A 25,584-nucleotide genomic window follows, 5' to 3' on the forward strand; every position below is an offset into this window, starting at 1 on the left:
AGTCGCAAAAGAAAAAGGCTTGCCGCAGCAAGCCTTTGGAAGGAGGGCATCAAGCGTTCTGGCGATGGAGCTTTTCCAGTTTCTTCTTGATTCGGTCACGCTTGAGATTGGACAGGTAGTCGACGAACAACTTGCCGTTGAGGTGGTCGCATTCGTGCTGGATGCACACGGCGAGCAGGCCTTCGGCAATCAGTTCGTAAGGCTGGCCGTCGCGGTCCAGGGCCTTGACCTTGACCTTCTGCGGGCGATCGACGTTTTCGTAGAAGCCTGGCACCGAGAGGCAGCCTTCTTGATACTGTTCCATCTCGTCGGTCAGGGATTCGAACTCGGGGTTGATGAACACCCGTGGCTCGCTACGGTCTTCGGAGAGGTCCATCACGACGATACGTTTGTGCACGTTGACCTGGGTCGCGGCGAGGCCGATGCCTGGCGCTTCATACATTGTTTCAAACATATCATCGACCAACTGACGCACTTCGTCGTCCACTACGGCCACTGGTTTGGCGATAGTGCGCAGGCGCGAGTCGGGAAATTCGAGGATGTCTAAAATGGCCATAAGCGTAATTGATGCACGTGTGAGATAAAGTCGGGTCGATGGCCTGGCGGGTCCGAAGATGCCGGCTACCGTTGTGAAACGTAGCTCCCTGCTTTCAGGTTAGCCGGGATCGAGCCACGAGGGCTCTGGCGTTTCACGCGAACGCACATAATAAAGGGATTCACTGCATGAGGAAATCACTACTCGCCCTGCTCCTTCTGGCCTCGGCCGGTTTCGCGCACGGGCAAGTGCAACTCAGGGAAGGTTTTCCACAGCAATACACCGTTGTTGCTGGCGACACGCTTTGGGACATCTCCGGAAAATTTCTCCGTGAGCCGTGGAAATGGCCTGAGCTGTGGCAGGTCAATCCGCAGATCCAGAACCCCAACCTCATCTACCCCGGCGATTTGCTGTCGCTGGTCTACGTCAACGGTCAGCCGCGCCTGACCCTCGATCGCGGGGCGTCCCGGGGCACCATCAAGCTGTCGCCACGGGTGCGCAGCTCGCCGGTGGCCGATGCCATCCCGAGCATTCCGCTGCAATCGATCAACAGCTTTCTGTTGAGCAACCGCATCGTCAACAAGGTCGAGGATTTCGACCGGGCGCCTTACATCGTCGCCGGCGATGCCGAGCGGGTGCTCAGCGGCACCGGTGACCGCATCTTCGCCCGTGGCCATTTCGACCCGAACCAGCCGGTGTACGGCATCTTTCGTCAGGGCAAGGTCTACACCGACCCTGACAGCAAGGAGTTTCTCGGGATCAACGCGGACGACATCGGCGGCGGCGAGGTGGTCGCCACCGAAGGCGATGTCGCCACCCTCGCCCTGCAGCGCACGACCCAGGAAGTGCGGCTTGGCGACCGCTTGTTCAGCAGCGAAGAGCGAGCGATCAACTCGACCTTCATGCCCAGCGCCCCCAAGAGCGACATCAACGGCCTGATCATCGATGTACCGCGTGGCGTTACGCAGATCGGCGCGATGGATGTGGTCACGTTGAACCGAGGTCAGCGCGATGGCCTGGCTGAAGGCAACGTGCTGGTGGTGATGAAAACCGGCGAGACGGTGCGTGACCGGGTGACCGGGCAACCGCTGAAAATTCCCGATGAGCGGGCCGGTTTGCTGATGGTTTTCCGTACTTACGACAAGCTCAGCTACGGGCTGGTGCTCAACGCATCGCGCTCACTGGCGGTGATGGACAAGGTGCGAAATCCTTAGCCTGCTTCACAAGTTACCAACAGAGTTATCCACAGCTTATTCCCGTTTGAACGGGGCTCATAACGATCAAGGATGATCCATGTCGCTGTCTGCTGTTACACCGGTTTCCCCTGCGGAACTGGAAGCTCGTTTACGCCTGCATCGTCTGCCGGAACTCGGCCCCGCGCGTTTCAGGAAGTTGCTTGAGGCGTTCGGTTCGGCGTCCAGCGCGATCAGCGCGCCGGCCAGCGCCTGGCGCGCGTTGGGCTTGCCACTCGCCTGTGCGGAGGCCAGGCGCTCGAATGAAGTCCGCGACGGCGCCAGCCACGCATTGGCCTGGATAGAGCGTCCGGGCCAGTATTTACTGATGTGGGACCAGCCTGAGTACCCGGCCTTGCTGGCAGAAATCAGCGATGCGCCGCCGCTATTATTCGTGGCGGGCGATCCGGGCATTCTGGAAAAACCGCAGCTGGCGATGGTCGGCAGCCGTCGCGCTTCACGTCCGGGCATGGACACCGCCGGGGCATTTTCCCGCAGCCTCGCCAGTGCCGGTTTCGTCATCACCAGCGGTCTGGCGCTGGGCATCGATGCCGCCGCGCATCAAGCCGCTTTGGACGTGGGCGGGCGAACGATCGGTGTGCTTGGCACGGGACTTGAAAAGTTTTATCCACAGCGCAATCGAAGGCTGGCGGACGACATGATTGCGTCCGGCAGTGCGGTGCTTTCCGAGTTCCCATTGGACGCCGGGCCGAGCGCCAGCAACTTCCCCCGGCGCAACCGGATCATCAGCGGTTTGTCCCTCGGCGTGTTGGTGGTGGAGGCCAGTGTCGCCAGTGGATCGTTGATCACGGCGAGGCTGGCGGCAGAGCAAGGACGCGAGGTGTATGCGATTCCGGGATCGATTCATCATCCCGGCGCAAAGGGCTGTCATCAACTGATTCGTGACGGTGCCATGCTGGTGGAAACCATCGAGCACATCCTCGAAGCCTTGCGCGGCTGGCAACGGTTGCCGTTGTCCACCGAGATGCCTGCGGTGACGCATCCGCTGCTGGTGCTATTACATGCGGCGCCCCACACCAGTGAAGCGTTGGCCGCCAGTAGCGGCTGGGCTCTACCCAAAGTGCTGGCGGCGTTGACCGAGCTGGAAATGGACGGCCGGGCGGTCTGCGAAAGCGGGCGCTGGTTTGCGCGGGTAAGCTAGGTTTTACAAGGAAGATCGGTAAACTGCGCAGAGCCTTATTCCGGAGAGTTTTTCATGGTCAACAGTTGGCGTGTGCAACAAGCCGCGCAAGCCATTCGCGCAGGGGCCGTCATTGCCTATCCAACCGAGGCGGTCTGGGGCCTGGGTTGCGACCCGTGGGACGAAGAGGCGGTAGAGCGTCTGCTGATGCTCAAGGGTCGGTCAGTCGGCAAGGGGCTTATCCTGGTCGCCGACAACATTCGCCAGTTCGATTTTCTCTTCGAAGATTTTCCCGAACTGTGGATGGATCGCATGGCCAGCACCTGGCCGGGACCGAATACCTGGCTGGTGCCGCATCAGAATCAGTTGCCGCAGTGGATCACGGGTGTGCACGAAACCGTGGCGCTGCGGGTCAGCGATCATCCGCTGGTGCGGGATCTGTGCGCGGTGGTCGGGCCGCTGGTATCGACCTCCGCCAACCCGCAGGGTCGGCCGGCGGCGCGGACGCGGCTTCGCGTAGAGCAGTATTTCCGTGGGCAGTTGGATTATGTCCTGGGCGGGAATCTGGGGGGGCGCAAGAATCCGAGCGTGATTCGCGATCTGGCGACCGGGAACGTTATTCGCCCGGATTGAGACCGCGGCGCTGCCAGTTTCGCGAGCAGGCTCGCTCCCACAGAGGACCGCATCCAATGTGGGAGCGGGCTTGCTCGCGAAGGCGTCCTTAAGGCAACAAGACAGTCGAGCCGGTGGTCCGCCGCGCCGACAACTCGGTCTGCGCTTTCGCCGCTTCGGCCAGTGGATACTTCTGGCTTATGTCCACCGTCAGCTTCCCGCTGATGATCATCTCAAACAGCTCATCCGCCATCCGCTGCAGGTTCTCGGCATTGTTGGCGTAAGTCGCCAGCGTCGGCCGCGTCACGTACAGCGAGCCTTTCGCGGACAGAATCCCCAGGTTCACCCCGTCCACTGCACCGGATGCGTTGCCAAAACTCACCACCAGGCCGCGAGGCGCGGTACTGTCCAGCGAAGTCAACCAAGTGTCCTTGCCGACGCCGTCGTACACCACCGGGACTTTTTTGCCATCCGTCAATTCCAGGACCCGCTGTGCGACGTTTTCATGGCTGTAGTCGATGGTCGCCCAGGCGCCGTTGGCCTTGGCCAGCGCGGCTTTCTCCGGCGAGCTGACCGTGCCGATCAACTTCACCCCCAGGGCTCTGGCCCATTGGCAGGCGAGGGAACCGACGCCCCCGGCGGCGGCGTGAAACAGGATGGTTTCGCCACCCTTGAGTTCATAGGTCTGACGCAACAGATACTGCACGGTCAGGCCCTTGAGCATCACCCCGGCAGCCTGCTCAAAGCTGATGGCGTCCGGCAGGTGCACCAGATTAGCCTCGGGCAACACATGCACCTCACTGTAGGCCCCCAACGGACCACTGCCGTAAGCCACGCGGTCACCGACCTTGAAACGGGTGACTTCGCTACCCACCGCCTCGACCACACCCGCGCCTTCGGAACCCACACCCGACGGCAAGGCTGGCGGCGGGTACAAACCGCTACGGTAGTAGGTGTCGATGAAGTTCAGGCCGATGGCCTTGTTGGTGACGCGGACTTGCTGCGGGCCGGGCTCGGCGGGCTGATAGTCGACGTACTCGAGCACTTCGGGGCCGCCATGGGCGCGGAACTGGATACGCTTTGCCATCAGAACTCTCCTTAGGTCTTACGGTGGTAGTGCCAAGCGCCCTATCGGACTCCTAAGCTTGATCTTCGTCAACTGCGACGGGTGCATCGGCGATGTTATGCTACGCGCCCATTTGCGCCGGTCCCCGCTCCGAGGGCGCGCCGCGTAGTTTTGCCCGATTCAAGGTGAAGACATGACGACCCGCACCGAGGCCGTAAAAGCCTACCTGCTCGACCTGCAAGACCGCATTTGCGCCGCCCTGGAAGCCGAAGACGGCGGCACGCGGTTCGTCGAGGACGCCTGGACCCGACCTGCCGGTGGTGGCGGACGCACCCGGGTGATCGAGAACGGCACGCTCATCGAAAAGGGCGGCGTCAACTTTTCCCACGTCTTCGGCAGCGGTCTCCCACCGTCCGCCAGCGCCCATCGGCCGGAACTGGCCGGGCGTGGCTTCGAGGCCCTGGGCGTGTCGCTGGTGATCCACCCGCACAACCCGCATGTGCCGACGTCCCACGCCAACGTGCGCTTTTTCATTGCCGAAAAGGAAGGCGAAGAAGCGGTCTGGTGGTTCGGCGGCGGTTTTGACCTGACCCCGTATTACGGCAACGAAGAAGACTGCGTGCACTGGCACCGCGTCGCCGAGCAGGCCTGCGCGCCGTTCGGGCCGGACGTCTATTCGCGTTACAAGGCCTGGTGCGACAGCTACTTCCACATCAAGCATCGCCACGAACCGCGTGGCATCGGCGGCCTGTTCTTCGATGACTTGAACGAGTGGGACTTCGACACCAGCTTCGCCTTCATGCGTGCGATCGGTGACGCTTACCTCGACGCTTACCTGCCGATCGTGCAGCGCCGCAAGCACGATGCGTTCAGCGCCAAACAGCGTGAGTTTCAGGAATTCCGTCGCGGTCGTTACGTCGAGTTCAACCTGGTGTACGACCGCGGCACACTGTTCGGCCTGCAATCGGGCGGGCGTACCGAGTCGATCCTCATGTCGCTGCCGCCGCAAGTGCGCTGGAGCTATGACTGGAAAGCCGAGCCGGGCAGCGAAGAAGCGCGCCTGACCGACTATTTCCTGCAAGACCGCGATTGGTTGGCCCACGCCTGAACGAGGAACACTGATGGACCGTTATGTCGTATTCGGTAACCCGATTGGCCACAGCAAGTCGCCGCTAATTCACCGCTTGTTCGCCGAGCAGACGGCCCAGCAACTGGACTACAGCACTTCGCTGGCGCCGCTCGACGATTTTTCCGACTTCGCCCGCGCGTTTTTCCTCGAAGGACGCGGAGCGAATGTGACCGTGCCTTTCAAGGAAGAAGCATTTCGTCTGGCGGACAGCCTGACCGAACGGGCGCAGCGTGCCGGTGCGGTGAATACCCTGAGCAAACTGGCCGATGGCACCTTGCTGGGCGACAACACCGATGGCGCCGGACTGGTGCGCGACCTGACGATCAACGCCGGTTTCAGCCTCAAGGGCAAACGCATCCTGCTGCTCGGTGCCGGTGGTGCGGTGCGTGGTGCGCTTGAACCGCTGCTGGCCGAGCAGCCCGCCTCGGTGATCATTGCCAACCGCACGGTGGAAAAAGCCGAACTGCTGGCGGAGCTGTTCGCCGATCTGGGGCCGGTCTCGGCCAGTGGTTTCGACTGGCTGCGCGAGCCGGTGGACCTGATCATCAACGCGACGTCGGCCAGTTTGTCCGGGGATGTCCCCCCGATTGCCGGCAGCCTGATCGAACCGGGCCAGACGGTTTGCTACGACATGATGTACGGCAAGGAGCCGACGTCGTTCTGCCGCTGGGCGACCGAACAGGGGGCGGCGGTGGCGATGGATGGCCTGGGAATGCTCGCTGAGCAAGCGGCGGAAGCGTTCTTCCTGTGGCGCGGCGTGCGGCCGGCCACAGCGCCGGTGCTGGCCGAACTGCGCCGCCAACTCGCCGCATAACCCCTTTAGGAGCGAGGGGGCGGTGTTCAGTCTTCGAAGTGGATCGGGCAGTTCTCTGCGCCTTCCAGCTTCCGTAATTCCTCCACCACCGGTGGCCGTGCACCGCGCAAAGTCAGGCTGCGATCCTGCTTGCGCAGTCGTCGCGCTTCCTGATGCAGCATTTCGACCCCCGAATAGTCGATGAAGTTGATCTGCTGCGCTTCGATCACCACGCGCGCGCCGTGCATCCGTTGCAGGCGCACTTGCAGGTAATGGCTGGCGCCGAAGAAGATCGACCCGCCGACCCGCAGAATGTCTTCATCGCCGTTGCGCCAATGCTGCACCCGCGGTTGCGACGTGCGTTTCAGGTAGAAGAACAGCGACGCCAGCACTCCCGCGTAGATCGCCGTTTGCAGTTCCAGCAATAGCGTGGCGACGCAGGTCAGCGCCATCACCACGAACTCGGCGCGGCTGACTCGCAGCAATGCGCGGATGCCGCGGTGGTCCACCAGGCCCCAGGCGATCAACAGAATGCTGCCGGCCATGGCCGGGATCGGAATGTGCGCGATGAGATTGGCGCCGAAGATCGCAAACAATGCCACCCACAGCGCCGAAAAAACCCCCGCCAGCGGCGAGCAGGCACCGGCCTCGTAACTGAGTCCGGAGCGGGTGAAGGATCCGGCAGACAGTGAACCGGAAAAAAACGCGCCGACCATGTTCGATAAGCCTTGGGCACGGACTTCCTGGTTGGCATCGAGCAATTGCTGTGAGCGCGCCGACAGGGAGCGGGCAATCGACAGGCTCGTCACCAGCCCGAGCATCCCGACCGCCACGGCGCTGGGCAGCAGGCGCAGGATCAGGTCCAGATCGAGCGGCAACGGGCTGAAGGGTGGCAGCCGCCCGACAAACGCGCTGACCAGACTCACGTGGCCAAACATCGATGGCCAACACCACACCAGCAAACCGCTGAGGATCAGCGTGATCAGCAAGGTTGGCCAGCGCGGCAGCAGCATTTTCAGCGTCACGCCAACAGCGACGGTGGCCAGACCCAGAACCAGCGAGGGCTGGTCCACCTCGCCCAGATGTCTGAACAGCATCATGAAACTGCCCAGCGCCGTGGCTTGATTGGGCAAGTCCAACCCCAGCAGGTTGGGCATCTGGCCGATGGCGATCACCACCGCCGCACCGAGGGTGAACCCCAGCACCACCGAGTGCGAGACGAAATTCACCAGCGCGCCGAAACGCAGTAATCCCAGCAGCCATTGGAAAATACCGGCGAGGAGCGTCAGAAGCAGGATCAGCGTGATGTAATCCTTGGACGCCGGAACGGCCAGAGGGCTGACGCTGGCGTACAGGACGATGGAGATGGCCGCCGTAGGACCGCAGATCAGGTGCCACGACGAACCCCAGAGACAAGCGATCAGCACTGGAATGATGGCGGCGTACAAACCGTATTCCGGTGGAAGGCCGGCGATCAGCGCGTAGGCAATGGATTGCGGCAACGCCAGAATGGCGCCGCTGAGGCCAACGATCAGGTCACGTCCGACGCTGGCGCGGGTTTGCCGGGGCAACCAGGTGAGGAAGGGAAAGAGCGAGTGGCGGCTGGGGAAGGCCATGGGTCCTCTCGGGTGGGAGTTTGCACAAGGGTATCAGCAGATAAACCTGTGGGAGCGAGCCTGCTCGCGATAGCGGGTTATCAGAAAAGATTATTCTGACTGGTACACCGCCATCGCGAGCAGGCTCGCTCCCACAGGAATAGGGGTTACAGCTTGGCTTTCACCGCAGGCAACGCATCCTTCCCGTCCACGGTCTTCACGCCATCCAGCCATTTATCCAGCACCGCCGGGTTGGCCTTGATCCACGCCTTGGCCGCGTCCGCATTGCTGACCTTCTTGTTCACCACGTCGGCCATGATGCTGTTCTCCATCTCCTGGGTAAAACTCAGGTTGGTGAGCAGCTTGCCGACGTTCGGGCAGGCTTCGGCGTAACCCTTGCGGGTCAGGGTGTGGACGCTGCCGGTGTCGCCGAAGTATTTCTCGCCGCCCTTGAGGTAATGCATTTTCAGCTGCACGTTCATCGGGTGCGGCGTCCAGCCGAGGAAGGTCACGAACTTCTGTTTCTTCACGGCGCGCGACACTTCGGCCAGCATCGCCTGTTCACTGGACTCGATCAGTTTCCACTGGCCCATGTCGAAGTCGTTCTTCTTGATCATCTCTTGCAGGGAGATGTTCGCCGGCGCACCGGAGCCGATGCCGTAGATCTTCTTGTCGAACTTGTCGGCAAATTTGTTCAGGTCGGCAAAGTTATGCACACCCGCGTCCCAGACATAGTCCGGAACAGCGAGGGTGAATTCGGTGCCGTCGAGGTTCTTCGCCAGCTGCGTCACGTCGCCGGTGGCGACGAATTTGTCGTAGAAGCCCTGTTGCGCCGGCATCCAGTTACCCAGGAACACGTCGACCTGGCCGTCCTTCAAGCCACCAAAGGTAATCGGCACCGCGAGGGTGTCGACCTTGGCCTTGTAGCCCATGCCGTCCAGCAGAAAACCGGTGATGGCGTTGGTCGCGGCGATGTCGCTCCAGCCAGGATCGGCCATTTTTACCGTGTCGCAGCTCTGATCGGCATAGGCCGAGGCACTGCCCAGAGCCAGCAGCCCGACCGTCAGTACTGTGGATAACTTTTGCATGGACTTCCCCTTAACATTATTGGTTTTGGCAGGGTTGTGGATAACGTGCTTTGCGCTCCAGGTCGTCGAGGTCGATGTGGTTGCGCATGTATTGCTGACTGGCGTCCACCAGCGGCTGGTGATCCCAGCTCTTCAGCTTGCCGATGGTCAGCGCGTCGGCGACAAACCGCCGGCGCCGCTGGCTCGCGAGCACCTGGTGGTGTATCGCCGGAATGTCCCATTTGGCCCGTGCTTCGGCGAGAAACTCTTCGAACAGCGGCCGATGGTGCGGCGACTGGCTGAGTTCTTCCTGTTCGCGCGGGTCGTTGTGCACGTCGAAGAGTAGGCACGGGTCGTCTTCGCTGTAGATAAATTTATAGGCGCCACGGCGAATCATCATCAATGGACTGATGGTGCCTTCGGCCATGTACTCGCCGAAGACCTCGTCATGACCGCCCTGCCCTTGCAGGTGCGATACCAGCGAACGACCGTCCAGTGGCAAGCCCGGCTCCAGTGAACCACCGGCCAGCTCAACAAACGTGGGCAGCAAGTCGGCGGTCGACACCGCCGCGCTCACCCGGCCTGCCCCGAACTGCCCCGGCGCACTGATCAGCAGCGGCACGCGGGCCGCCATCTCGAACCAGTGCATTTTGTACCAGAGCCCGCGCTCGCCGAGCATGTCGCCGTGGTCACCGGAAAAGACGATGATGGTGTCATCGATCAGCCCGGTTTCTTCGAGCGTTTGCAGGATTTTGCCGACGTTGCTGTCGATATAGCTGCAAGCGCCGAAGTAAGCATGGCGCGCATCGCGGATCTTATCCACAGGCAGCGGCTTGTCCCACAGGTCATAGACCTTGAGCAAACGCTGGGAATGCGGATCGAGTTCGGCCTGCTGCGGAGTTTCGGGCAGCGGAATATCGGCGTCGTCGTACAGGTCCCAAAATGCTTTGGGAATCGTGTACGGGTCGTGTGGGTGGGTCATCGACACGGTCAGGCAGAACGGCTGGTCGCCCGCTTCGCGAATGTGATCGAACAGGTACTGCTGCGCCTTGAACACCACCTCTTCATCGAAATCCAGCTGATTGGTGCGCACGCACGGACCGGCTTGCAGCACCGACGACATGTTGTGATACCAGGTCGGCCGCACATCCGGCTCGTCCCAGTTCACGGCCCAGCCGTAATCCGCCGGGTAAATATCACTGGTCAGGCGTTCTTCGTAACCGTGCAACTGGTCCGGGCCGCAGAAATGCATCTTGCCGGACAGCGCGGTGCGGTAACCGAGGCGGCGCAGGTAGTGGGCGTAGGTCGGCACGTCGGCGGGGAAATCGGCGGCGTTGTCATAGGCGCCGATCTTGCTCGGCAACTGCCCGCTGACCAGGGTAAAACGCGACGGCGCGCACAATGGGCTGTTGCAATAAGCGGCGTCGAACACCACGCCTTCGGCGGCGAGGCGGCTGAGATGGGGCAGTTTGATCGGCGAAGGGCCGTAGAACGGCAACATTGGCGCGGCCATCTGATCGGCCATGATGAAAAGAATGTTCTTGCGCTTCATGTGATCGCGGCATTCCATAGTGAATATTTATGCGAGAGTGCTGCGATCGAGCATGGAGTCCGCACACTTTGTGGTAAAGCCCATGCCAGATAATGACTAGGATAAGCACAGCTTATGTATGACGCTCTGGGTGATCTGTCCCTTGACCTGCTTCGCGCCTTTGAAGCGGCGGCTCGCCAGCGCAGCTTTACCGCGGCGGCGGTGGAGCTCGGCACCACGCAACCGGCGATCAGCCAGCAAATCAAACGCCTGGAAGATCAGCTCGCCACACGCCTGTTCGATCGGATCTATCGCGGTATTGAATTGACCGAGGCCGGGACCCTGCTTTTCGAACAGGTTCAGCTCGGTTTGCAGAATATCGATGCAGGATTGAGCGCAATCAGCGCACAGCATCAGCATGAGGTGTTACAGGTCGCCACCGATTTCGCCTTCGCCGCCTATTGGCTGATGCCTCGCCTGCACCGCTTTCACGCCGCCAATCCTCATGTCGATGTCAGCCTGGTCACCAGCGAGCGCAGCCTCAATATGCTGCGCACCGATATTGATGTGGCGGTGTTGTTTGGCGACGGGCGTTTCAAGCAGGGCGAGAGCCATTGGCTGTTCAGCGAAGAAGTATTCCCGGTGTGCAGCCCGCTGCTGTTGAAAGACCGTCCCCTGCCCATGCCGACCCAATCGCTGCTGGAGTTGCCGTTGCTGCATTTGCGGGGTGAAAACAGCAGCAAGTGGTTCGACTGGAGTGGGGTGTTCCGCGAGCTGGGGATAAGCTCGGCGCCAGCGCCCGGGCAACTGCGCTTCGACAATTACACCTTGTTGATCCAGGCGGCGATTGGCGGCCAGGGCGTGGCAATCGGCTGGCGGCACCTAGTGGATAACTTGCTGGCGCAAGGTCTGTTGTGTCGACCGATTGCCGAAACGGTGATGTCGCGGCAGGGTTATTACGTGGTCCTGCCCCAACGCAAACGGCGTGGCGCATTGATTCAACAGTTTGTTGATTGGTTAATGGCTGAGCAGGCCAGTAGCGCGCAGTCACTTAACGGCCTGCCGCTGCCCTCTATTGCGGTGTAGGGTCCGCCGCGATGAAGGTGACGTGCTCGCCCACATGCAGGTTCAGCCGCAGCTCGTCGGCAATCCCCGCCGCGACGCGGCTCAAGCGCTCAAGCGGTTCGGCCAGTCCCGGCTCCAGGCTGCTGCTGACCTGACTGAAATGCTCGATCGTCAGCCCGGCGACGCCCCGAGGCGCATTGACCAGCGTCCAGTGCAAAGGACTGCTTTGCAGCGCCTCACGGATTTCTTCGGCGGCGTGACGCTGCAGTTGATCCTCGATCTCCGGATCGTCCAGCACTTCGAAGTCTCCCACCACAAACAGTCTGGCGACGCCCACGGCCTGCAGGCCATCGATCAACGCATCGACCGCCAGCACTTGCTCGACCGGTCCCGGAACAATGTTTTTTTCCACCTGTTCACTGTTGAACGGCAGCCCGGGGGCGTCCAGCAGGCAGATGACCGCTGAACAGCCGGCCACGCTTTGCTTGACCCGTTCGGCGTCGAACAGGTCACCGGTCTTGGCGCGCAAGCCGGGACGCGGCGCCAGCGCCGTCAGGTCGTCGAGAATCGCGATCACTTCATGTTGGCGCCGCAGCATTTCAGCCATCAGCGCACTGCCCAGGCTACTCATGGCACCATACAGCACCACTTTGACCACTGGGGTTTCGGCATTTTTCATGGCTGGGCTCCACATTTTCCATACGTATATGGCGTGTGACCTATGGGCAACGGTGAGGGTTCGACCGGGTTTTAGAGGGATTCAGATGGAACAGATCAAGGGCTATCACGCCCATGTGTATTTTGACGCCACCAGCATTGATCAGGCGCGAGCGCTGTGTGAGCAAGCCGCGCGGCTGTTCCCGCTGAAAATGGGCCGCGTGCACGAGCGCCCGGTCGGTCCGCACCCGGACTGGAGTTGCCAACTGGCGTTCGGGCCTGAGCTCATCGGCGACGTGTTGCCGTGGCTGGCGCTCAACCGCAAGGGGCTGGTGGTGTTTCTGCACCCGGACACCGGCGATGACCTGCTCGATCACACCGAGCATGCCATCTGGATGGGAGCAGTCCGACCGCTGAACCTGTCTATTTTTTGATCACAGGCTTTCTTCAGCTTCGCCCGGCAGGTGCTCGTCCAGGTGCAGCCAGGGCAGACGGCTGTCCGTCCAGATGTGCCGCTCGGCCGGGGCCTGCTCCGGGTGATCGAGGGTGGCGATGGTCAGGTCGATGCTCGCTGGACTGAGGCGCGTCACCAGCGCCAGCTGCGCCCCGCAGTTCGGGCAGAAATACCTGACGCAACTGGATGAAGAGGCGTACTGCGAGGGCGTGCCTTTCTGCCAGGCAAAGGCTGAGGCGGGCACGGTGATCCAGGTGGTCACGATGCCGCCGCTGACTCGTCGGCAAATCGAGCAATGGCAGTGGGCGATGTCTCGCAAAGGTCCGCTGAATTGATAGCGCAGTTGGCCGCAGTGGCAGCCGCCGGTGTGAGTGTCGTTCATCCTGTTTGCTCCAGAGGTGTATGGGCCGGCGTCTTCGCGAGCAAGCCCGCTCCCACGTTTGATCTGTGGCGCACACGGAACCCGTGTGGGAGCGGGCTTGCTCGCGAAGTATCAACTCGGTTTATTTCCCTGCCCCGTTCCGACGACCGGTTGCCCATCCGGTCAATGCTTTCACCGGCGAAAGCTCGGTGAAAGCTTCCCCGATTAGGATCGCCCCCACTACCGGCAACAGACCGGTCGGCCAATGCCAGCGTGTTATCGCTCGCACAGCCCATTTAACAACAACAATGGTGACCCTGATGTCCTTTGCTACCCGCCGCTTCGCAACACCTCCGCCCGTACGCCTCGTGCTTCCCGTTCTGCGCTGACCCCACCCGGTTCGCCCATTCCCTAGCCGCGCTACGCCTGGAGTATCCCCATGCTGACTTTCCTTGGCTTCGCCATGGTCATCACGTTCATGTTCCTGATCATGACCAAGCGCCTGTCCGCGCTGATCGCCCTGATCCTGATCCCGATCATCTTCGCCTTGTTCGGCGGTTTCGGCCCGAAGATCGGCCCGATGATGCTCGAAGGCATTACCAAGCTGGCGCCGACCGGCGTGATGCTGATGTTCGCCATTCTCTATTTTGCCCTGATGATCGATTCCGGCCTGTTCGACCCGGCCGTGCGCAAGATTCTCAAGCTGGTCAAGGGCGACCCGCTGAAAGTGTCGGTCGGCACCGCCGTACTGGCGCTCGTCGTCTCCCTCGATGGCGACGGCGCGACCACTTACATGATCTGCGTGGCCGCCATGCTGCCGCTCTACAGCCGCATCGGCATGAGCCCGCGGATCATGGCGGGCCTGATTATCCTCGCGGGCGGCGTGATGAACATGACCCCGTGGGGCGGCCCGACCGCCCGTGCCGCCAGTGCCTTGCATGTCGACCCGTCGGCGATCTTCGTGCCGATGATCCCGGCGATGCTGGCCGGCGTAGTGGCGATCCTGGCGATTGCCTACTTCTACGGCAAACGCGAGCGTGCGCGCCTGGGTGAGCTGCACCTGGTCGGTGAAGAAATCGACCACAGCGAAATCAGCGTTTCGCAGTTCCCGGACGCCCGTCGTCCGAAATTGATCTGGTTCAACGGCGCGCTGACGTTGACGCTGATGTGCACCCTGATCGCTGGTCTGTTGCCGCTGCCGGTGCTGTTCATGGTGGCGTTCAGTATTGCCATGATCGTCAACTATCCTTGCCTGCAACAGCAGAAGGACCGCGTTGCGGCCCACGCGGGTAGCGTGCTGGCGGTGGTGGGTTTGATCTTCGCGGCGGGTATCTTCACCGGTATCCTGTCGGGCACCGGCATGGTCGATGCGATGTCGAAGAGCCTGCTGGCGGTCATCCCGGATTTCCTCGGGCCGTACCTGGCGGTGATTACCGCGCTGGTGAGCATGCCGTTCACGTTCTTCATGTCTAACGATGCATTTTATTACGGCGTATTACCGGTACTTGCCGAAGCCGCCAGTCACTACGGTATAACCGCGGTGGAAATGGCACGTGCCTCGATCGTCGGTCAGCCCGTCCACTTGCTGAGCCCGCTGGTACCATCGACCTATTTGTTGGTGGCCCTGGCCGGTATCGACTTCGGCGACCATCAGCGCTTCACCCTGAAATGGGCAGTGCTGGTCTGCATGTGCATATTGGTTGCAGCGCTGCTGATGGGGATTTTTCCTCTGTTCAGCACTCTATAAGCCCAAGACTCACCAAGACGGGTCCAGGCTTTGTTGATTGAAGCCCGGGCCCTTCGTGGTTTAACACTCGCTCAAAGGAATACACATGGAATGGCTGACCAACCCTGAAATCTGGGTTGCCTTCTTTACCCTGACCGCCCTGGAAATCGTCCTGGGTATCGATAACATCATCATGATTTCGATCCTGGTCAGCCGCATGCCCAAGCACATGCAGCAGCGCACCCGGATTTTCGGTCTGGCGCTGGCCATGGTCACGCGGATTCTGTTGCTGCTGTCGATCACCTGGGTCATGCGCCTCACCGCCGACCTGTTCGAAGTGTTCGGCCAAGGCATTTCCGGACGCGACCTGATCCTGTTCTTCGGTGGTCTGTTCCTGCTGTGGAAGAGCTCGCAAGAGATGTACCACGCGCTGGAAGGCGAAGACGAAACCAGCGAAGAGCCGGGTGGCAAGGGCGGCAACTTCCTCTACACCATCATCCAGATCGCAATCATCGACATCGTGTTCTCGCTGGATTCGGTGATCACTGCCGTCGGCATGGTCTCCCATGTGCCAGTCATGGTGGCGGCGATCATCGTGGCGGTGCTGGTGATGATGTGGGCGTCGGGCACCATCAGCGAGTTCATCGACAAGCACCCGTCGCTGAAGATGCTGGCGCTGTCGTTCCTGCTGATCGTCGGTACGGTGCTGATTGCCGAATCCTTCGACGTTCATGTGCCAAAAGGCTACGTGTACTTCGCCATGGCGTTCTCGCTGGCGGTGGAAGCGATCAACATCAAGATGCGCACCGCGATCGCGAAAAGGAAGAAACAGCAGGACCCGGTGAAATTGCGCAAGGATATTCCTGGGCAGTAACCGAGTTGAGATAACGGTAGGAGCCAGCTTGCTCCTACAATAAATCGGGACCTTTCAGGTCCCTTTTTGTTTTTGCATGAACCTGTTTTCATGACAGTTTTGTTTCAATCGACACTTTAGCTATGCGATGCTGGCGCCCAGACCGTTAGCCAACTACAGCTTAAGTACACAAAGTAGAAATTCGCGCGGCACCGTCAACTTGCTCCTTTGGGGCGCTACCACCACAGGGGGCCTGCATGCTCACCCTGCTCAATTTGTTATCTGCCGTGGCCTTGTTGATCTGGGGCACGCACATCGTCCGTACCGGCATCCTGCGGGTCTACGGTTCCAACCTGCGCCATGTGATTGGCCAGAACATGTCCAAGCGCTGGCTGGCGTTTATCGCCGGGATCGTCGTGACCGCGATGGTCCAGAGCAGCAACGCCACGGCGATGCTCGTGACGTCCTTCGTCGGTCAGGGCCTGATGGCGCTGATGCCGGCGCTGGCGACCATGCTCGGCGCCGACGTCGGGACGGCGCTGATGGCGCGGGTGCTGACGTTCGATTTGTCGTGGCTGTCGCCGCTGCTGATTTTCCTCGGGGTGATTTTCTTCCTGTCGCGCAAACAGACCCGGCTCGGGCAGATGGGTCGGGTGTGCATTGGCCTGGGGCTGATCATTCTGGCGTTGCAACTGATTGTCGAAGCCGCTGCGCCGATCACTCACGCCCAAGGGGTCAAAGTGATTTTCGCCTCGCTGACCGGCGATATCCTGCTCGACGCCTTGGTCGGCGCGCTGTTCGCGATGATTTCCTACTCCAGCCTGGCCGCTGTCCTGCTGACCGCGACCCTGGCCGGCGCCAGTGTGATCAGCCTGCCGGTGGCCATTGGCCTGGTGATCGGCGCCAACATCGGCAGTGGCATCCTGGCATTCATGAGCACCAGCATGCAGAACGCTGCAGGCCGCCAGGTGGCGCTCGGCAGCCTGCTGTACAAGCTGATCGGCTTGCTGCTGATCATCCCGGTGCTCGACCCGCTGGTGCACTGGATCGATAGCCTGGATTTCAGCCCGCAGGAAATGGTCATCGGCTTCCACCTGCTCTACAACACGGCCCGTTGCCTGATCCTGCTGCCCAGTGTCGGGCCGATGGCCAGACTCTGCGCATGGCTGCTGCCGGAGCGTCCGGAAATCAACGGCACCGCCAAGCCACGGCACCTTGATCCGACAGCGCTGGTCACCCCCAGCCTGGCGCTGGCCAACGCCGCCCGGGAAACCCTGCGCATCGGCGATCTGATCGACAACATGCTCGAGGCCATGCTCGACGTGCTGCGCGGCAAGCAAACCGCGGTCACCCAGGAAATGCGTCGCCTGACCGACGATGTCGAATCGCTCTACAGTTCGATCAAGCTTTATCTGGCGCAAATGCCCCGGGAAGATCTCAGCGAGCACGACAGTCGGCGCTGGGCTGAGATCATCGAACTGGCGATCAACCTCAAACTGGCCAGCGACCTCATCGAACGCATGCTGCGCAAAGTGCAGCAGCAGAAAACCTCGCAGCGCCGGTCGTTTTCCGAAGTCGGGCTGGACGAATTGGCCGGGCTGCACAGCCAGCTGATTTCGAATTTGCGCCTGGGCTTGTCGGTGTTCCTCAGCGCCGACAAGGAAAGTGCCCGTCAGTTGTTGCGCGAGAAACGTCGTTTTCGCGCACAGGAACGCCGCCTGGCTCATGCCCATGTCAGCCGTTTGCAACGTAAGATTGTGCAGAGTATCGAGACCAGTTCGCTGCACCTTGAGCTGATCGCCGACATGAAACGCTTGAACTCGCTGTTCTGCAGCAGCGCGTATGTGGTGCTGGAAACGGCTGACACCGGTGCACTCAACGTTGACGATTTGGCTGACATCACACATTCGCCTTGAACGTCTGGCAGCGTGATCAGTCAGTTACAGTGGTTCAGCCTGAAGGCCATTCGCGAGCAAGCCCGCTCCCACAGTCAATTGCGCTGTTCACAATACCTGTGGGAGCGGGCTTGCTCGCGAAGACGGCCTGACTGACGACACGGACCTCCGATTGGTTGCCTGGAAGCTTGTTATGCGTTGCCTGTTGTTCGCCTTTCTGTTGCTGGGCTCATTCCCCTCGTTTGCCCTGGACCGCTTTCAGGTCGAGGGCTATACGCTGCCCAACGGCCTGCAATTGCTGCTCAAACCGGGCACCGAACGCGGGCATGTGGCGATTAGGTTGGTGGTCGGTGTCGGCCTCGATGATTTCAGCTGTGCCGACAAGGAGCTGCCGCACCTGCTCGAACACCTGCTGTTCAGCGGCATCGACGCCACTGGCGAAGGTGGCCTGGAAGAACGCATGCAGGCCCTCGGCGGTGAGTGGAACGCCTACACCAGCAATGCCGACACCACATTCGTGATCGAAGCCCCGGCGAAAAACCAGCGCAAAGTCCTCGACCTGTTGCTGGCGCTGCTGACCCAGACCCGTATCGACGACAACGCGATCAACGCGGCCAAGCAAGTGGTCGAGCGTGAGGACGGCGGTCATTACTCGCACCTGCAACGCTGGCTGGACCGTCAGGACCTCGGCCACACCGCGAGCAATCAGCTGGCAGTGGAGCTGGGTCTGAAATGCCCGGAGCGCGCCGAGGTCGATCACCTGACCCGCGAGCAACTGGAGACGGTACGCAAAGCCTGGTACGCGCCGAACAACATGACGCTGATCATGGTCGGCGACCTCGATCGCTTGCTGCCGGCCTATCTGGAACGGGCCTGGGGTGAACTCGACGCGGTGGACCCGGCCGAGCACTCGCCGCTGCCGGAAATCAAGGCCAGCGCGGCCCATGAACGCACGCTGAGCCACGGCCTGGTCGGCGGCGGGGCCAAGCTGCACTGGCTGGTGCCGGAACCGGTGCTGGAAGATCTGCACGACGAAACCTTCGACTTGCTCAAGGACTACCTGGACTGGGCGCTCTATCGCCAGATGCGCCTGGCGCACGGCCTGTCCTATGGTCCGTCGGCCGAACGCGAATTGTTTGGCGGCGTAGGCTTCATGAGCCTCAACGCCGACCTCGAACGCGACGACCTGCCCGAAGCGCAGCAGGTGCTGGAGGAATTGAAGGCCGGGTTACTCAAGGACGGCCTCGACGCCGACACCTTCAACCGCCTCAAACAGGCTGCCATTTCCCGCCAGGCCTGGGCCGTGCAAGGCAACAGCGCTTTGGCGGATTACTACTGGAGTGCGCTGGGCGATTACGAAGATGGTCGTTTTGCCGATCCCGCGAGGGAGTTGCAGGGCGTGACGCTGGCGGAAGCGAACAAGGCGATGCGTGAATTGCTGCTGCAGCCGGGTTACCTGCGGATCGAGAAACCGTTGATGAGCGATGACCAGTTCATCTGGGCAATTGTCGGATTGCTGGGGCTTTTCGTGCTCGGCCTGCTGGCCTGGCGCATCCATCGCAAACGCTGATCAACCCCTGTAGGAGCCAGCTTGCTGGCGAAGGTCGCAAAGACACCGCGTCTATTCAGATAAACACGCGTTATCTGAACGACCATCGCCAGCAAGCTGGCTCCTACAGGGAGTGGTCGGCGTTCAACCTGCAACAGGTAGCTTTGATCGGACTGCCACCCTCGCCACACCGCCCTACGGGCGGTAACCTGTCGGGGATTTTTCCTACGACTAATGTGAGTCGCCGAATGCCTACCCTGACCTTATTCGTACAGCGCATCCTCGAATTGATGAAGCGCTATCCGGGGGTCATTGCGCTCGGCGGTTTCATCTCCGGTGTCGGCAGCTTTATTCTGGTGGATCGTCAGCAAGGCCTGGCGACCTGGATCACCATCATCATGGTGCTCAGCTGGATCTGGCTGATGCTGGAAAACAGCCTGACCCAGTTGTTCACCCGGGTCTTCAAGCGGGAAATTCCCAAGCCGCTGTTGCGTTACGCGACGCAGATGATCCACCAGGAAAGCCTGTTCTTCGTCCTGCCATTTTTTTTCATCACCACCACGTGGAACAGCGGCCAGCTGTTTTTCACCGGCCTGCTCGGCATTGCCGCGCTGATTTCGATCACCGATCCGCTGTACTACAAATGGTTGGCGCCGCGGCGCTGGGCGTTCCTGGCGCTGCATACGCTGACGCTGTTCGCCGCGTTGCTCACCGCCCTGCCCGTCATCATGCACCTGACCACTTCACAGAGCTTCAAACTGGCCCTGGGCATCGCGGTCGTCCTGTCGTTCCCGAGCCTGGCGTCGATCTTCCCGATCCGCACCGTGCGCAACGCGCTGGCGATTCTGAGCATCACCGTGGGCATCGGCGGCGTGGGTTGGGTGCTGCGTTCGTGGGTGCCGCCGGCGACGCTGTGGATGACCGACGTCGCCATCAGCACGCAGATGCAGGACCGCACGCCGGGCGACAGCCTCGATGAAGTCAGCGCCGAGCAAATCCGTGGTGGCGGTCTGTACGCTTACACCGCGATCAACGCGCCACGGGGTCTCGATGAGCGGATTTATCACGTCTGGCAATTCAACGGCAATGAGGTCGACCGCATTGCCCTGGACATCCATGGCGGGCGCAAGGAAGGCTATCGCGCCTGGACCCACAAACAGAACTTCCCCGGCAACCCGGCAGGCGACTGGCAGGTCCGGGTGCTGACCGAAGACGGGCAGTTGATCGGAGTGTTGCGTTTCAAGATCAGAGACAGCACACCGACCAAAGAAAAGTAATGCGGTTCGTGCTATTACGTAGCTCTGCGTAACCGACGACAAGCAAGGAGCTTATGACCAGCAGCACAATGCCCGGCAGTGCCTTACTGGACACCTCGCACACCCCCGCGCAATTGCACGTCACGGGTGACTGGACGCTTGCCCATTACGCCGACCTCAAGAATTTGAGCGAAAAGCTCCGCGGCCAATACGACGACAGCACCCACATTGACCTCAACGGCCTCGGCGCGCTCGACACCGCCGGCGCCTCGTTGCTGGTGGAATTGCTCGGTTCGGAACGCCTCGGCCGGTCCGCTGAACATCCCGATTGCACGCTCCCCTCCGCCGACCGCGCGTTGTTGCAGACGGTGTATCGCTCGCTGACCGATTTCTGCGTGCCGATCAAGGAACCGGAAATCAGCGTCGGCATTCAACTGCTGACCCGCATTGGCCGCGCGGTGGATGCGGTCTGGCAGGACACCCTGCAATTGCTGGGCTTCGTCGGCCTGATCCTCGAAACCATCGCCCGCGGGCTGTTCCGCCCCAAGCGCTGGCGGATCACGCCCATGGTCGCGCACATCGAGCAGACTGGCCTCGATGCCGCGCCCATCGTCGCCCTGCTGACCTTTATGGTGGGCGCCGTGGTGGCGTTTCTCGGGGCGACGGTGCTGGCGAGTTTCGGCGCGAGCATCTTCACCGTGGACCTGGTGGCGTTTTCCTTCCTGCGGGAATTCGGCGTGTTGCTGACCGCGATCCTGATGGCCGGGCGCACCGCCAGTGCGTTCACCGCGCAGATCGGCTCAATGAAGGCAAACGAAGAAATCGACGCCATCCGCACCCTGGGCCTCGACCCGATGGAGTTGCTGGTGGTGCCGCGCGTGTTGGCGTTACTGGTGGCGCTGCCGATGCTGACGTTTGTGGCGATGCTCTCGGGGATCATCGGCGGTGGCGTAGTGTGTGCCGTCTCGCTGGGTATCTCTCCGGCGATGTTCCTTTCGCTGCTGCAAACCGACATCGGCGTTCAGCACTTTCTGGTGGGGATCGTCAAAGCGCCGGTTTTCGCGTTTCTCATCGCCGCGATTGGTTGCCTCGAAGGCTTCAAGGTCAGCGGCAGCGCCGAATCGGTGGGCGCACACACCACGTCGAGCGTGGTGCAATCGATTTTCGTGGTGATCGTGCTCGACGCCGTGGCCGCGCTGTTTTTCATGGAGATGGGCTGGTGAGTCGTCTACCCCGAGCGGCCGCCGAGGCGGTGATCGAAGTCCGTGGGCTGTGCAATCGCTTCGGCCGCCAGAGCGTGCACGAAAACCTCGATCTGGATTTGTACAAGGGCGAGATCCTGGCCGTGGTCGGCGGTTCCGGCAGCGGCAAATCGGTGCTGTTGCGCAGCATTGTCGGCCTGCGCCAGCCCAGCGAAGGCCTGGTAAAGGTGTTCGGCAAAAACCTGCCGACCCTGTCCGAGCACGAGCGCTCCATGGTCGAAAGGCGCTTCGGCGTGTTGTTCCAGAAAGGCGCGCTGTTCTCTTCGCTGACCGTGACCGAAAACGTCGCCCTGCCCCTGATCGAACACGCCGGCCTGAGCCGTAACGACGCCGAGCACCTGGCGGCGGTCAAACTGGCATTGGCCGGTTTGCCGCTGTCGGCGGCCGACAAGTACCCCGCTTCGTTGTCCGGCGGGATGATCAAGCGCGCGGCGCTGGCCCGGGCGCTGGCGCTGGACCCGGACATCCTGTTCCTCGACGAGCCCACCGCCGGCCTCGACCCGATTGGCGCGGCAGCCTTCGATCAGTTGATCCTGACCTTGCGCGATGCGTTGGGCCTGAGCGTGTTTCTGGTCACCCACGACCTCGACACGCTCTACACCATCACCGACCGGGTGGCGGTGCTGGCGCAGAAGAAAGTGCTGGTGGCCGACGCCATCGACAAGGTCTCGGAAACCGATGACCCGTGGATTCACGAATACTTCCATGGCCCTCGTGGCCGTGCGGCGCTGATGGCCGCCCAACCGTTGAATGAGGTCTGACATGGAAACCCGAGCCCATCATGTACTGATCGGCCTGTTCACCGTAATCGTGGTGGCAGGCGCCCTGCTCTTCGGCTTGTGGCTGGCCAAGTCCAGCGTCGACACCGAGTTCAAGGATTATGAAATCGTCTTCAACGAGGCGGTCAGCGGCTTGTCCAAAGGCAGCGCGGTGCAATACAGCGGGATCAAGGTCGGCGATGTAGTGAGCTTGCGCCTGGACCCGAATGACCCGCGTCGGGTGCTGGCGCGGATTCGCCTGGGCGGTGAGACGCCGATCAAGGAAGACACCCTGGCCAAACTGGCGCTGACCGGGATCACCGGTACATCGATCATCCAGCTCAGCGGTGGCACGCCGCAGAGTCCGACACTCAAGGGCAAGGACGGCAATCTGCCGACGATCGTCGCATCGCCCTCGCCCATCGCCCGTTTGCTCAACGACAGCAACGATTTGATGGCGGGCGTGAACGTGTTGATGCACAACGCCAATCAGATGTTCTCGTCGGAGAACGTCGAGCGCATCAGCAAGACCCTTGAACACCTGGAGCAAACCACCGGCACCATCGCCGACCAGCGCGGCGACATTCGCCAGGCCATGCAGCAACTGGCCTCGGTGGGCAAACAGGCAAGCGCGATGCTGGAACAGACATCGACGCTGATGCGCAACGCCAACGGCTTGCTCAACGATCAGGGCAAACAGATGTTCGGCAGCGCCGAGCAGGCCATGAAGTCGCTGGAACAAAGCAGTGCGACCATCAACACGTTGCTCACCCGCAATCAGGATTCGCTCAACAGCGGCATGCAAGGCCTCAATGGCCTGGCGCCGGCGGTGCGCGAGCTGCGCGACACTCTGACGTCGTTGCGGGCGATCTCCAAGCGCCTGGAAGCCAACCCCAGCGGCTACTTGCTGGGCAATGACAAGAACAAGGAGTTCACGCCATGAAGCTGAGCCACGTTGCACTCCTCGGCGCCTTCGCATTGACCAGCGCCTGCTCGATCCTGCCGAAGGCCGAGCCCTCCGACGTCTATCGCCTGCCTTCGTCCCAGCACAGTGCTGCGGCCAGCCAAGGCACGCCGCAACGCTGGTCGCTGCGCCTGAGCAAGCCACAGGCGAGCGAGGCCTTGAACAGTCCGAAGATTGCGGTGATCCCCCAGGGCGATCTGATCAGCAGCTATAAGGCTTCACGCTGGAGCGACCCGGCGCCGGTGCTGTTGCGCAATCGCCTGCTCGATGGTTTCCAGCGGGACGGCCGGGTGACGTTGTTGAGCACCGACGACAGTAATTTCCAGGCGGACCTGGAACTGGGTGGCAGCCTGCAAGCCTTCCAGACCGAATATCAAGGCACCGCGGCCAGCGTGGTGGTGCGTCTGGATGCATTGCTGGTGCGCGGTTATGACCAGCGCCTTCTCGCCAGCCGCCGCTTCGAAGTGCGCCAGCCGCTGGGCGATGTGAGCGTGCCGTCGGTGGTGGCCGGGTTTGGCCAGGCGAGTGATCAGTTGACCACGCAGGTGGTGAACTGGGCGGTGGAGCAAGGCCAGAAAGTCGTGCCGCCACCGCGCCCTTGATAGCAACGAAAATCCCTGTGGGAGCGGGCTTGCTCGCGAAGAACCTGAGAACGCTGCGGGGTGTCAGGCTGCCAGCGTTATCGTTGACGACCATCGCGAGCAGGCTCGCTCCCACAGGGGCGCGTGTATCAGCCGAAGAACCAATAGCAAACCCCGATGGCCCCGAGCACCCCGGCCAATTCGGCCAGCAACGCACACCCCACGGCATGCCTGGCGCGCTGGATGCCCACCGCGCCGAAATACACCGCCAGCACATAGAACGTCGTTTCCGTACTGCCCTGAATCGTCGCCGCCACCAAGGCCGGGAAGCTGTCGACGCCGGAGGTCTTCATGATTTCGATCAGCATCGCCCGCGCGGCGCTTCCGGAAAACGGTTTGACCATCGCCGTCGGCAGCGCATCGACGAAACGCGTATCCCAACCGGCCCACTCGACCAGATGACGAATCCCGTCGAGGCCGAAGTCCAGCGCTCCGGACGCACGCAGCACGCCGACCGCGCAAAGCATCGCCACCAGATAGGGCAACAGGTTCTTGGCGACGTCGAAGCCTTCTTTCGCGCCTTCGACGAACGCCTCGTAGACCTTCACTTTGCGCAGCGCGCCGATCACCAGAAACAGCATGATCAGGCCGAACAGCGTCAGGTTGCCGAGGATCGACGACAGGCCCGCCAGCGCGGTGGCTGACAGTGTCGCCAGCAGCGCCATGAAGCCACCAAGGGCGAGGGCACCGGGGATCAGATAGGCGAGCACCACCGGGTCCCACAGGCGCAGGCGCTGCATGAACGCCACCGACAGCAAACCGACCAGGGTCGAGCAACTGGTGGCGAGCAGGATCGGCAGGAACACCAGCGTCGGGTCCGGTGCGCCTTGCTGGGCGCGGTACATGAAGATGGTCACCGGCAGCAGGGTCAGGGAGGAGGCGTTGAGCACCAGGAACAGGATTTGCGCATTGCTGGCGACGGTGGCACTGGGGTTGAGTTCTTGCAGGGCCTTCATGGCCTTGAGGCCGATAGGCGTGGCGGCGTTGTCGAGACCCAGGCCGTTGGCGGCGAAGTTCAGCGTGATCAGGCCGATGGCGGGGTGGCCGGCCGGCACTTCCGGCATCAGCCGCAAAAACAGCGGCCCCAGCGCTTTGGCCAGCCATTCGACAATCCCGGCTTTCTCGGCGATGCGCAGGAAGCCCAGCCAGAGGGTGAGGGTGCCGAACAGCAGGACCATGACTTCGACCGACAACTTGGCCATGGCGAAAATGCTTTCCACCATCGCCGCGAAGATCCCGGCATTGCCACCGATCAGCCACTGCGCCAGCGCCGACACGGCCGCCACGATGAAGAAGCCAAGCCACAGGCCATTAAGCATCAGTCAAATCCCCCGAAGAATGCGGCGAATGATAGCGGGGCAGCCAGAAACGACAAACCCCGGATTTCTCCGGGGTTTGTACAGGCGCCACACATTTGTAGGAACCGGCTTGCTGGCGATGAA

Annotated in this window: 24 protein-coding genes; 16 read left to right on the forward strand and 8 right to left on the reverse strand. The window is 61.6% G+C overall.

The annotated features are described in order from the left end of the window. Positions 1–49 precede the first annotated feature (49 nt). A complete protein-coding gene (def, locus tag NTD84_RS24560) occupies positions 50–556 on the reverse strand; it encodes a peptide deformylase (protein WP_017341723.1) in 507 nt (168 codons plus the stop codon). Positions 557–723: 167 nt separating this feature from the next. On the opposite strand from def, the gene NTD84_RS24565 reads away from it, so the two are divergent. The 3 genes from NTD84_RS24565 to NTD84_RS24575 all read left to right on the forward strand — a co-directional run bounded on the left by NTD84_RS24565 (position 724) and on the right by NTD84_RS24575 (position 3,541). Beyond that, the gene (locus NTD84_RS24565) at positions 724–1,749 is read left to right on the forward strand and encodes a LysM peptidoglycan-binding domain-containing protein (protein WP_262170988.1); all 1,026 of its coding nucleotides are present in this window, start codon (positions 724–726) and stop codon (positions 1,747–1,749) included. A 79-nt stretch (positions 1,750–1,828) separates the two neighbouring features. Continuing rightward, complete coding sequence (gene dprA / locus NTD84_RS24570) at positions 1,829–2,929, forward strand: DNA-processing protein DprA (protein ID WP_262170990.1); 1,101 nt, start codon at positions 1,829–1,831, stop codon at positions 2,927–2,929. A gap of 54 nt (positions 2,930–2,983) precedes the next feature. Beyond that, positions 2,984–3,541: an L-threonylcarbamoyladenylate synthase gene (locus NTD84_RS24575; protein ID WP_262170993.1), complete on the forward strand. Its 558-nt coding sequence runs from the start codon at positions 2,984–2,986 to the stop codon at positions 3,539–3,541. Between the two features lie 88 nt (positions 3,542–3,629). Here the strand turns inward: NTD84_RS24575 and NTD84_RS24580 are convergent, their stop codons facing one another. After that, entirely contained in the window at positions 3,630–4,607 is a 978-nt protein-coding gene (locus tag NTD84_RS24580) for an NADPH:quinone reductase (protein WP_262170996.1), read from the reverse strand. Between the two features lie 172 nt (positions 4,608–4,779). Between NTD84_RS24580 and hemF the strand changes: the two genes are divergently transcribed. Further along, complete coding sequence (gene hemF, locus NTD84_RS24585; protein ID WP_262170998.1) at positions 4,780–5,694, forward strand: oxygen-dependent coproporphyrinogen oxidase; 915 nt, start codon at positions 4,780–4,782, stop codon at positions 5,692–5,694. Between the two features lie 13 nt (positions 5,695–5,707). Then, positions 5,708–6,529, forward strand: coding sequence for a shikimate dehydrogenase (aroE, locus tag NTD84_RS24590; RefSeq protein ID WP_262171000.1), 822 nt, complete (start codon positions 5,708–5,710; stop codon positions 6,527–6,529). A gap of 26 nt (positions 6,530–6,555) precedes the next feature. Here aroE and NTD84_RS24595 read toward each other — a convergent pair whose 3' ends face one another. From NTD84_RS24595 to betC, 3 genes are all read right to left on the reverse strand, one after another. Next, positions 6,556–8,124: a SulP family inorganic anion transporter gene (locus NTD84_RS24595; RefSeq protein ID WP_262171003.1), complete on the reverse strand. Its 1,569-nt coding sequence runs from the start codon at positions 8,122–8,124 to the stop codon at positions 6,556–6,558. Between the two features lie 146 nt (positions 8,125–8,270). Next, a complete protein-coding gene (choX, locus tag NTD84_RS24600) occupies positions 8,271–9,191 on the reverse strand; it encodes a choline ABC transporter substrate-binding protein (RefSeq protein WP_262171005.1) in 921 nt (306 codons plus the stop codon). A gap of 16 nt (positions 9,192–9,207) precedes the next feature. Next, positions 9,208–10,722, reverse strand: a complete 1,515-nt coding sequence (gene betC, locus NTD84_RS24605; RefSeq protein ID WP_262171008.1) for a choline-sulfatase — start codon at positions 10,720–10,722, stop codon at positions 9,208–9,210. A gap of 114 nt (positions 10,723–10,836) precedes the next feature. Between betC and NTD84_RS24610 the strand changes: the two genes are divergently transcribed. Beyond that, the gene (locus NTD84_RS24610; RefSeq protein ID WP_262171010.1) at positions 10,837–11,787 is read left to right on the forward strand and encodes a choline sulfate utilization transcriptional regulator; all 951 of its coding nucleotides are present in this window, start codon (positions 10,837–10,839) and stop codon (positions 11,785–11,787) included. On the opposite strand, the gene NTD84_RS24615 is transcribed toward NTD84_RS24610, so the two are convergent. Beyond that, a complete protein-coding gene (locus tag NTD84_RS24615) occupies positions 11,774–12,445 on the reverse strand; it encodes an NAD(P)-dependent oxidoreductase (RefSeq protein WP_262171012.1) in 672 nt (223 codons plus the stop codon). The two genes, NTD84_RS24610 and NTD84_RS24615, sit on opposite strands and share 14 nt — an antisense overlap. An 85-nt stretch (positions 12,446–12,530) precedes the next feature. Between NTD84_RS24615 and NTD84_RS24620 the strand changes: the two genes are divergently transcribed. Further along, positions 12,531–12,857 (forward strand): DOPA 4,5-dioxygenase family protein, encoded by a 327-nt coding sequence (locus tag NTD84_RS24620; RefSeq protein ID WP_262171014.1) that lies wholly within the window; start codon positions 12,531–12,533, stop codon positions 12,855–12,857. Here NTD84_RS24620 and NTD84_RS24625 read toward each other — a convergent pair whose 3' ends face one another. Further along, complete coding sequence (locus NTD84_RS24625; RefSeq protein WP_262171017.1) at positions 12,858–13,259, reverse strand: GFA family protein; 402 nt, start codon at positions 13,257–13,259, stop codon at positions 12,858–12,860. Between the two features lie 418 nt (positions 13,260–13,677). On the opposite strand from NTD84_RS24625, the gene NTD84_RS24630 reads away from it, so the two are divergent. The 9 genes from NTD84_RS24630 (at position 13,678) to NTD84_RS24670 (ending at position 24,103) form a co-directional block, all read left to right on the forward strand. After that, positions 13,678–14,985: a CitMHS family transporter gene (locus NTD84_RS24630; RefSeq protein WP_262171021.1), complete on the forward strand. Its 1,308-nt coding sequence runs from the start codon at positions 13,678–13,680 to the stop codon at positions 14,983–14,985. A gap of 85 nt (positions 14,986–15,070) precedes the next feature. Beyond that, positions 15,071–15,838: a TerC family protein gene (locus NTD84_RS24635; protein ID WP_262171022.1), complete on the forward strand. Its 768-nt coding sequence runs from the start codon at positions 15,071–15,073 to the stop codon at positions 15,836–15,838. Between the two features lie 236 nt (positions 15,839–16,074). Beyond that, a complete protein-coding gene (locus tag NTD84_RS24640) occupies positions 16,075–17,733 on the forward strand; it encodes a Na/Pi cotransporter family protein (protein ID WP_262171025.1) in 1,659 nt (552 codons plus the stop codon). Between the two features lie 172 nt (positions 17,734–17,905). After that, positions 17,906–19,282: a M16 family metallopeptidase gene (locus NTD84_RS24645; protein WP_262171028.1), complete on the forward strand. Its 1,377-nt coding sequence runs from the start codon at positions 17,906–17,908 to the stop codon at positions 19,280–19,282. Positions 19,283–19,509: 227 nt separating this feature from the next. Next, positions 19,510–20,538, forward strand: coding sequence for a DUF2914 domain-containing protein (locus NTD84_RS24650; RefSeq protein WP_262171031.1), 1,029 nt, complete (start codon positions 19,510–19,512; stop codon positions 20,536–20,538). Positions 20,539–20,591: 53 nt separating this feature from the next. Beyond that, the gene (locus tag NTD84_RS24655; protein WP_262171033.1) at positions 20,592–21,740 is read left to right on the forward strand and encodes an ABC transporter permease; all 1,149 of its coding nucleotides are present in this window, start codon (positions 20,592–20,594) and stop codon (positions 21,738–21,740) included. Next, positions 21,737–22,540, forward strand: coding sequence for an ABC transporter ATP-binding protein (locus NTD84_RS24660; protein ID WP_262171036.1), 804 nt, complete (start codon positions 21,737–21,739; stop codon positions 22,538–22,540). Before NTD84_RS24655 ends, NTD84_RS24660 begins: the two co-directional genes overlap by 4 nt. A 1-nt stretch (position 22,541) precedes the next feature. Then, the gene (locus NTD84_RS24665) at positions 22,542–23,480 is read left to right on the forward strand and encodes an MlaD family protein (protein ID WP_262171038.1); all 939 of its coding nucleotides are present in this window, start codon (positions 22,542–22,544) and stop codon (positions 23,478–23,480) included. Further along, a complete protein-coding gene (locus NTD84_RS24670) occupies positions 23,477–24,103 on the forward strand; it encodes an ABC-type transport auxiliary lipoprotein family protein (RefSeq protein WP_262171041.1) in 627 nt (208 codons plus the stop codon). Before NTD84_RS24665 ends, NTD84_RS24670 begins: the two co-directional genes overlap by 4 nt. A gap of 128 nt (positions 24,104–24,231) precedes the next feature. Here NTD84_RS24670 and NTD84_RS24680 read toward each other — a convergent pair whose 3' ends face one another. Further along, complete coding sequence (locus NTD84_RS24680) at positions 24,232–25,461, reverse strand: nucleoside recognition domain-containing protein (RefSeq protein ID WP_262171043.1); 1,230 nt, start codon at positions 25,459–25,461, stop codon at positions 24,232–24,234. Positions 25,462–25,584 lie beyond the last annotated feature (123 nt).

This window comes from Pseudomonas sp. 14P_8.1_Bac3 (assembly GCF_025466085.1).
Lineage (GTDB): Bacteria > Pseudomonadota > Gammaproteobacteria > Pseudomonadales > Pseudomonadaceae > Aquipseudomonas.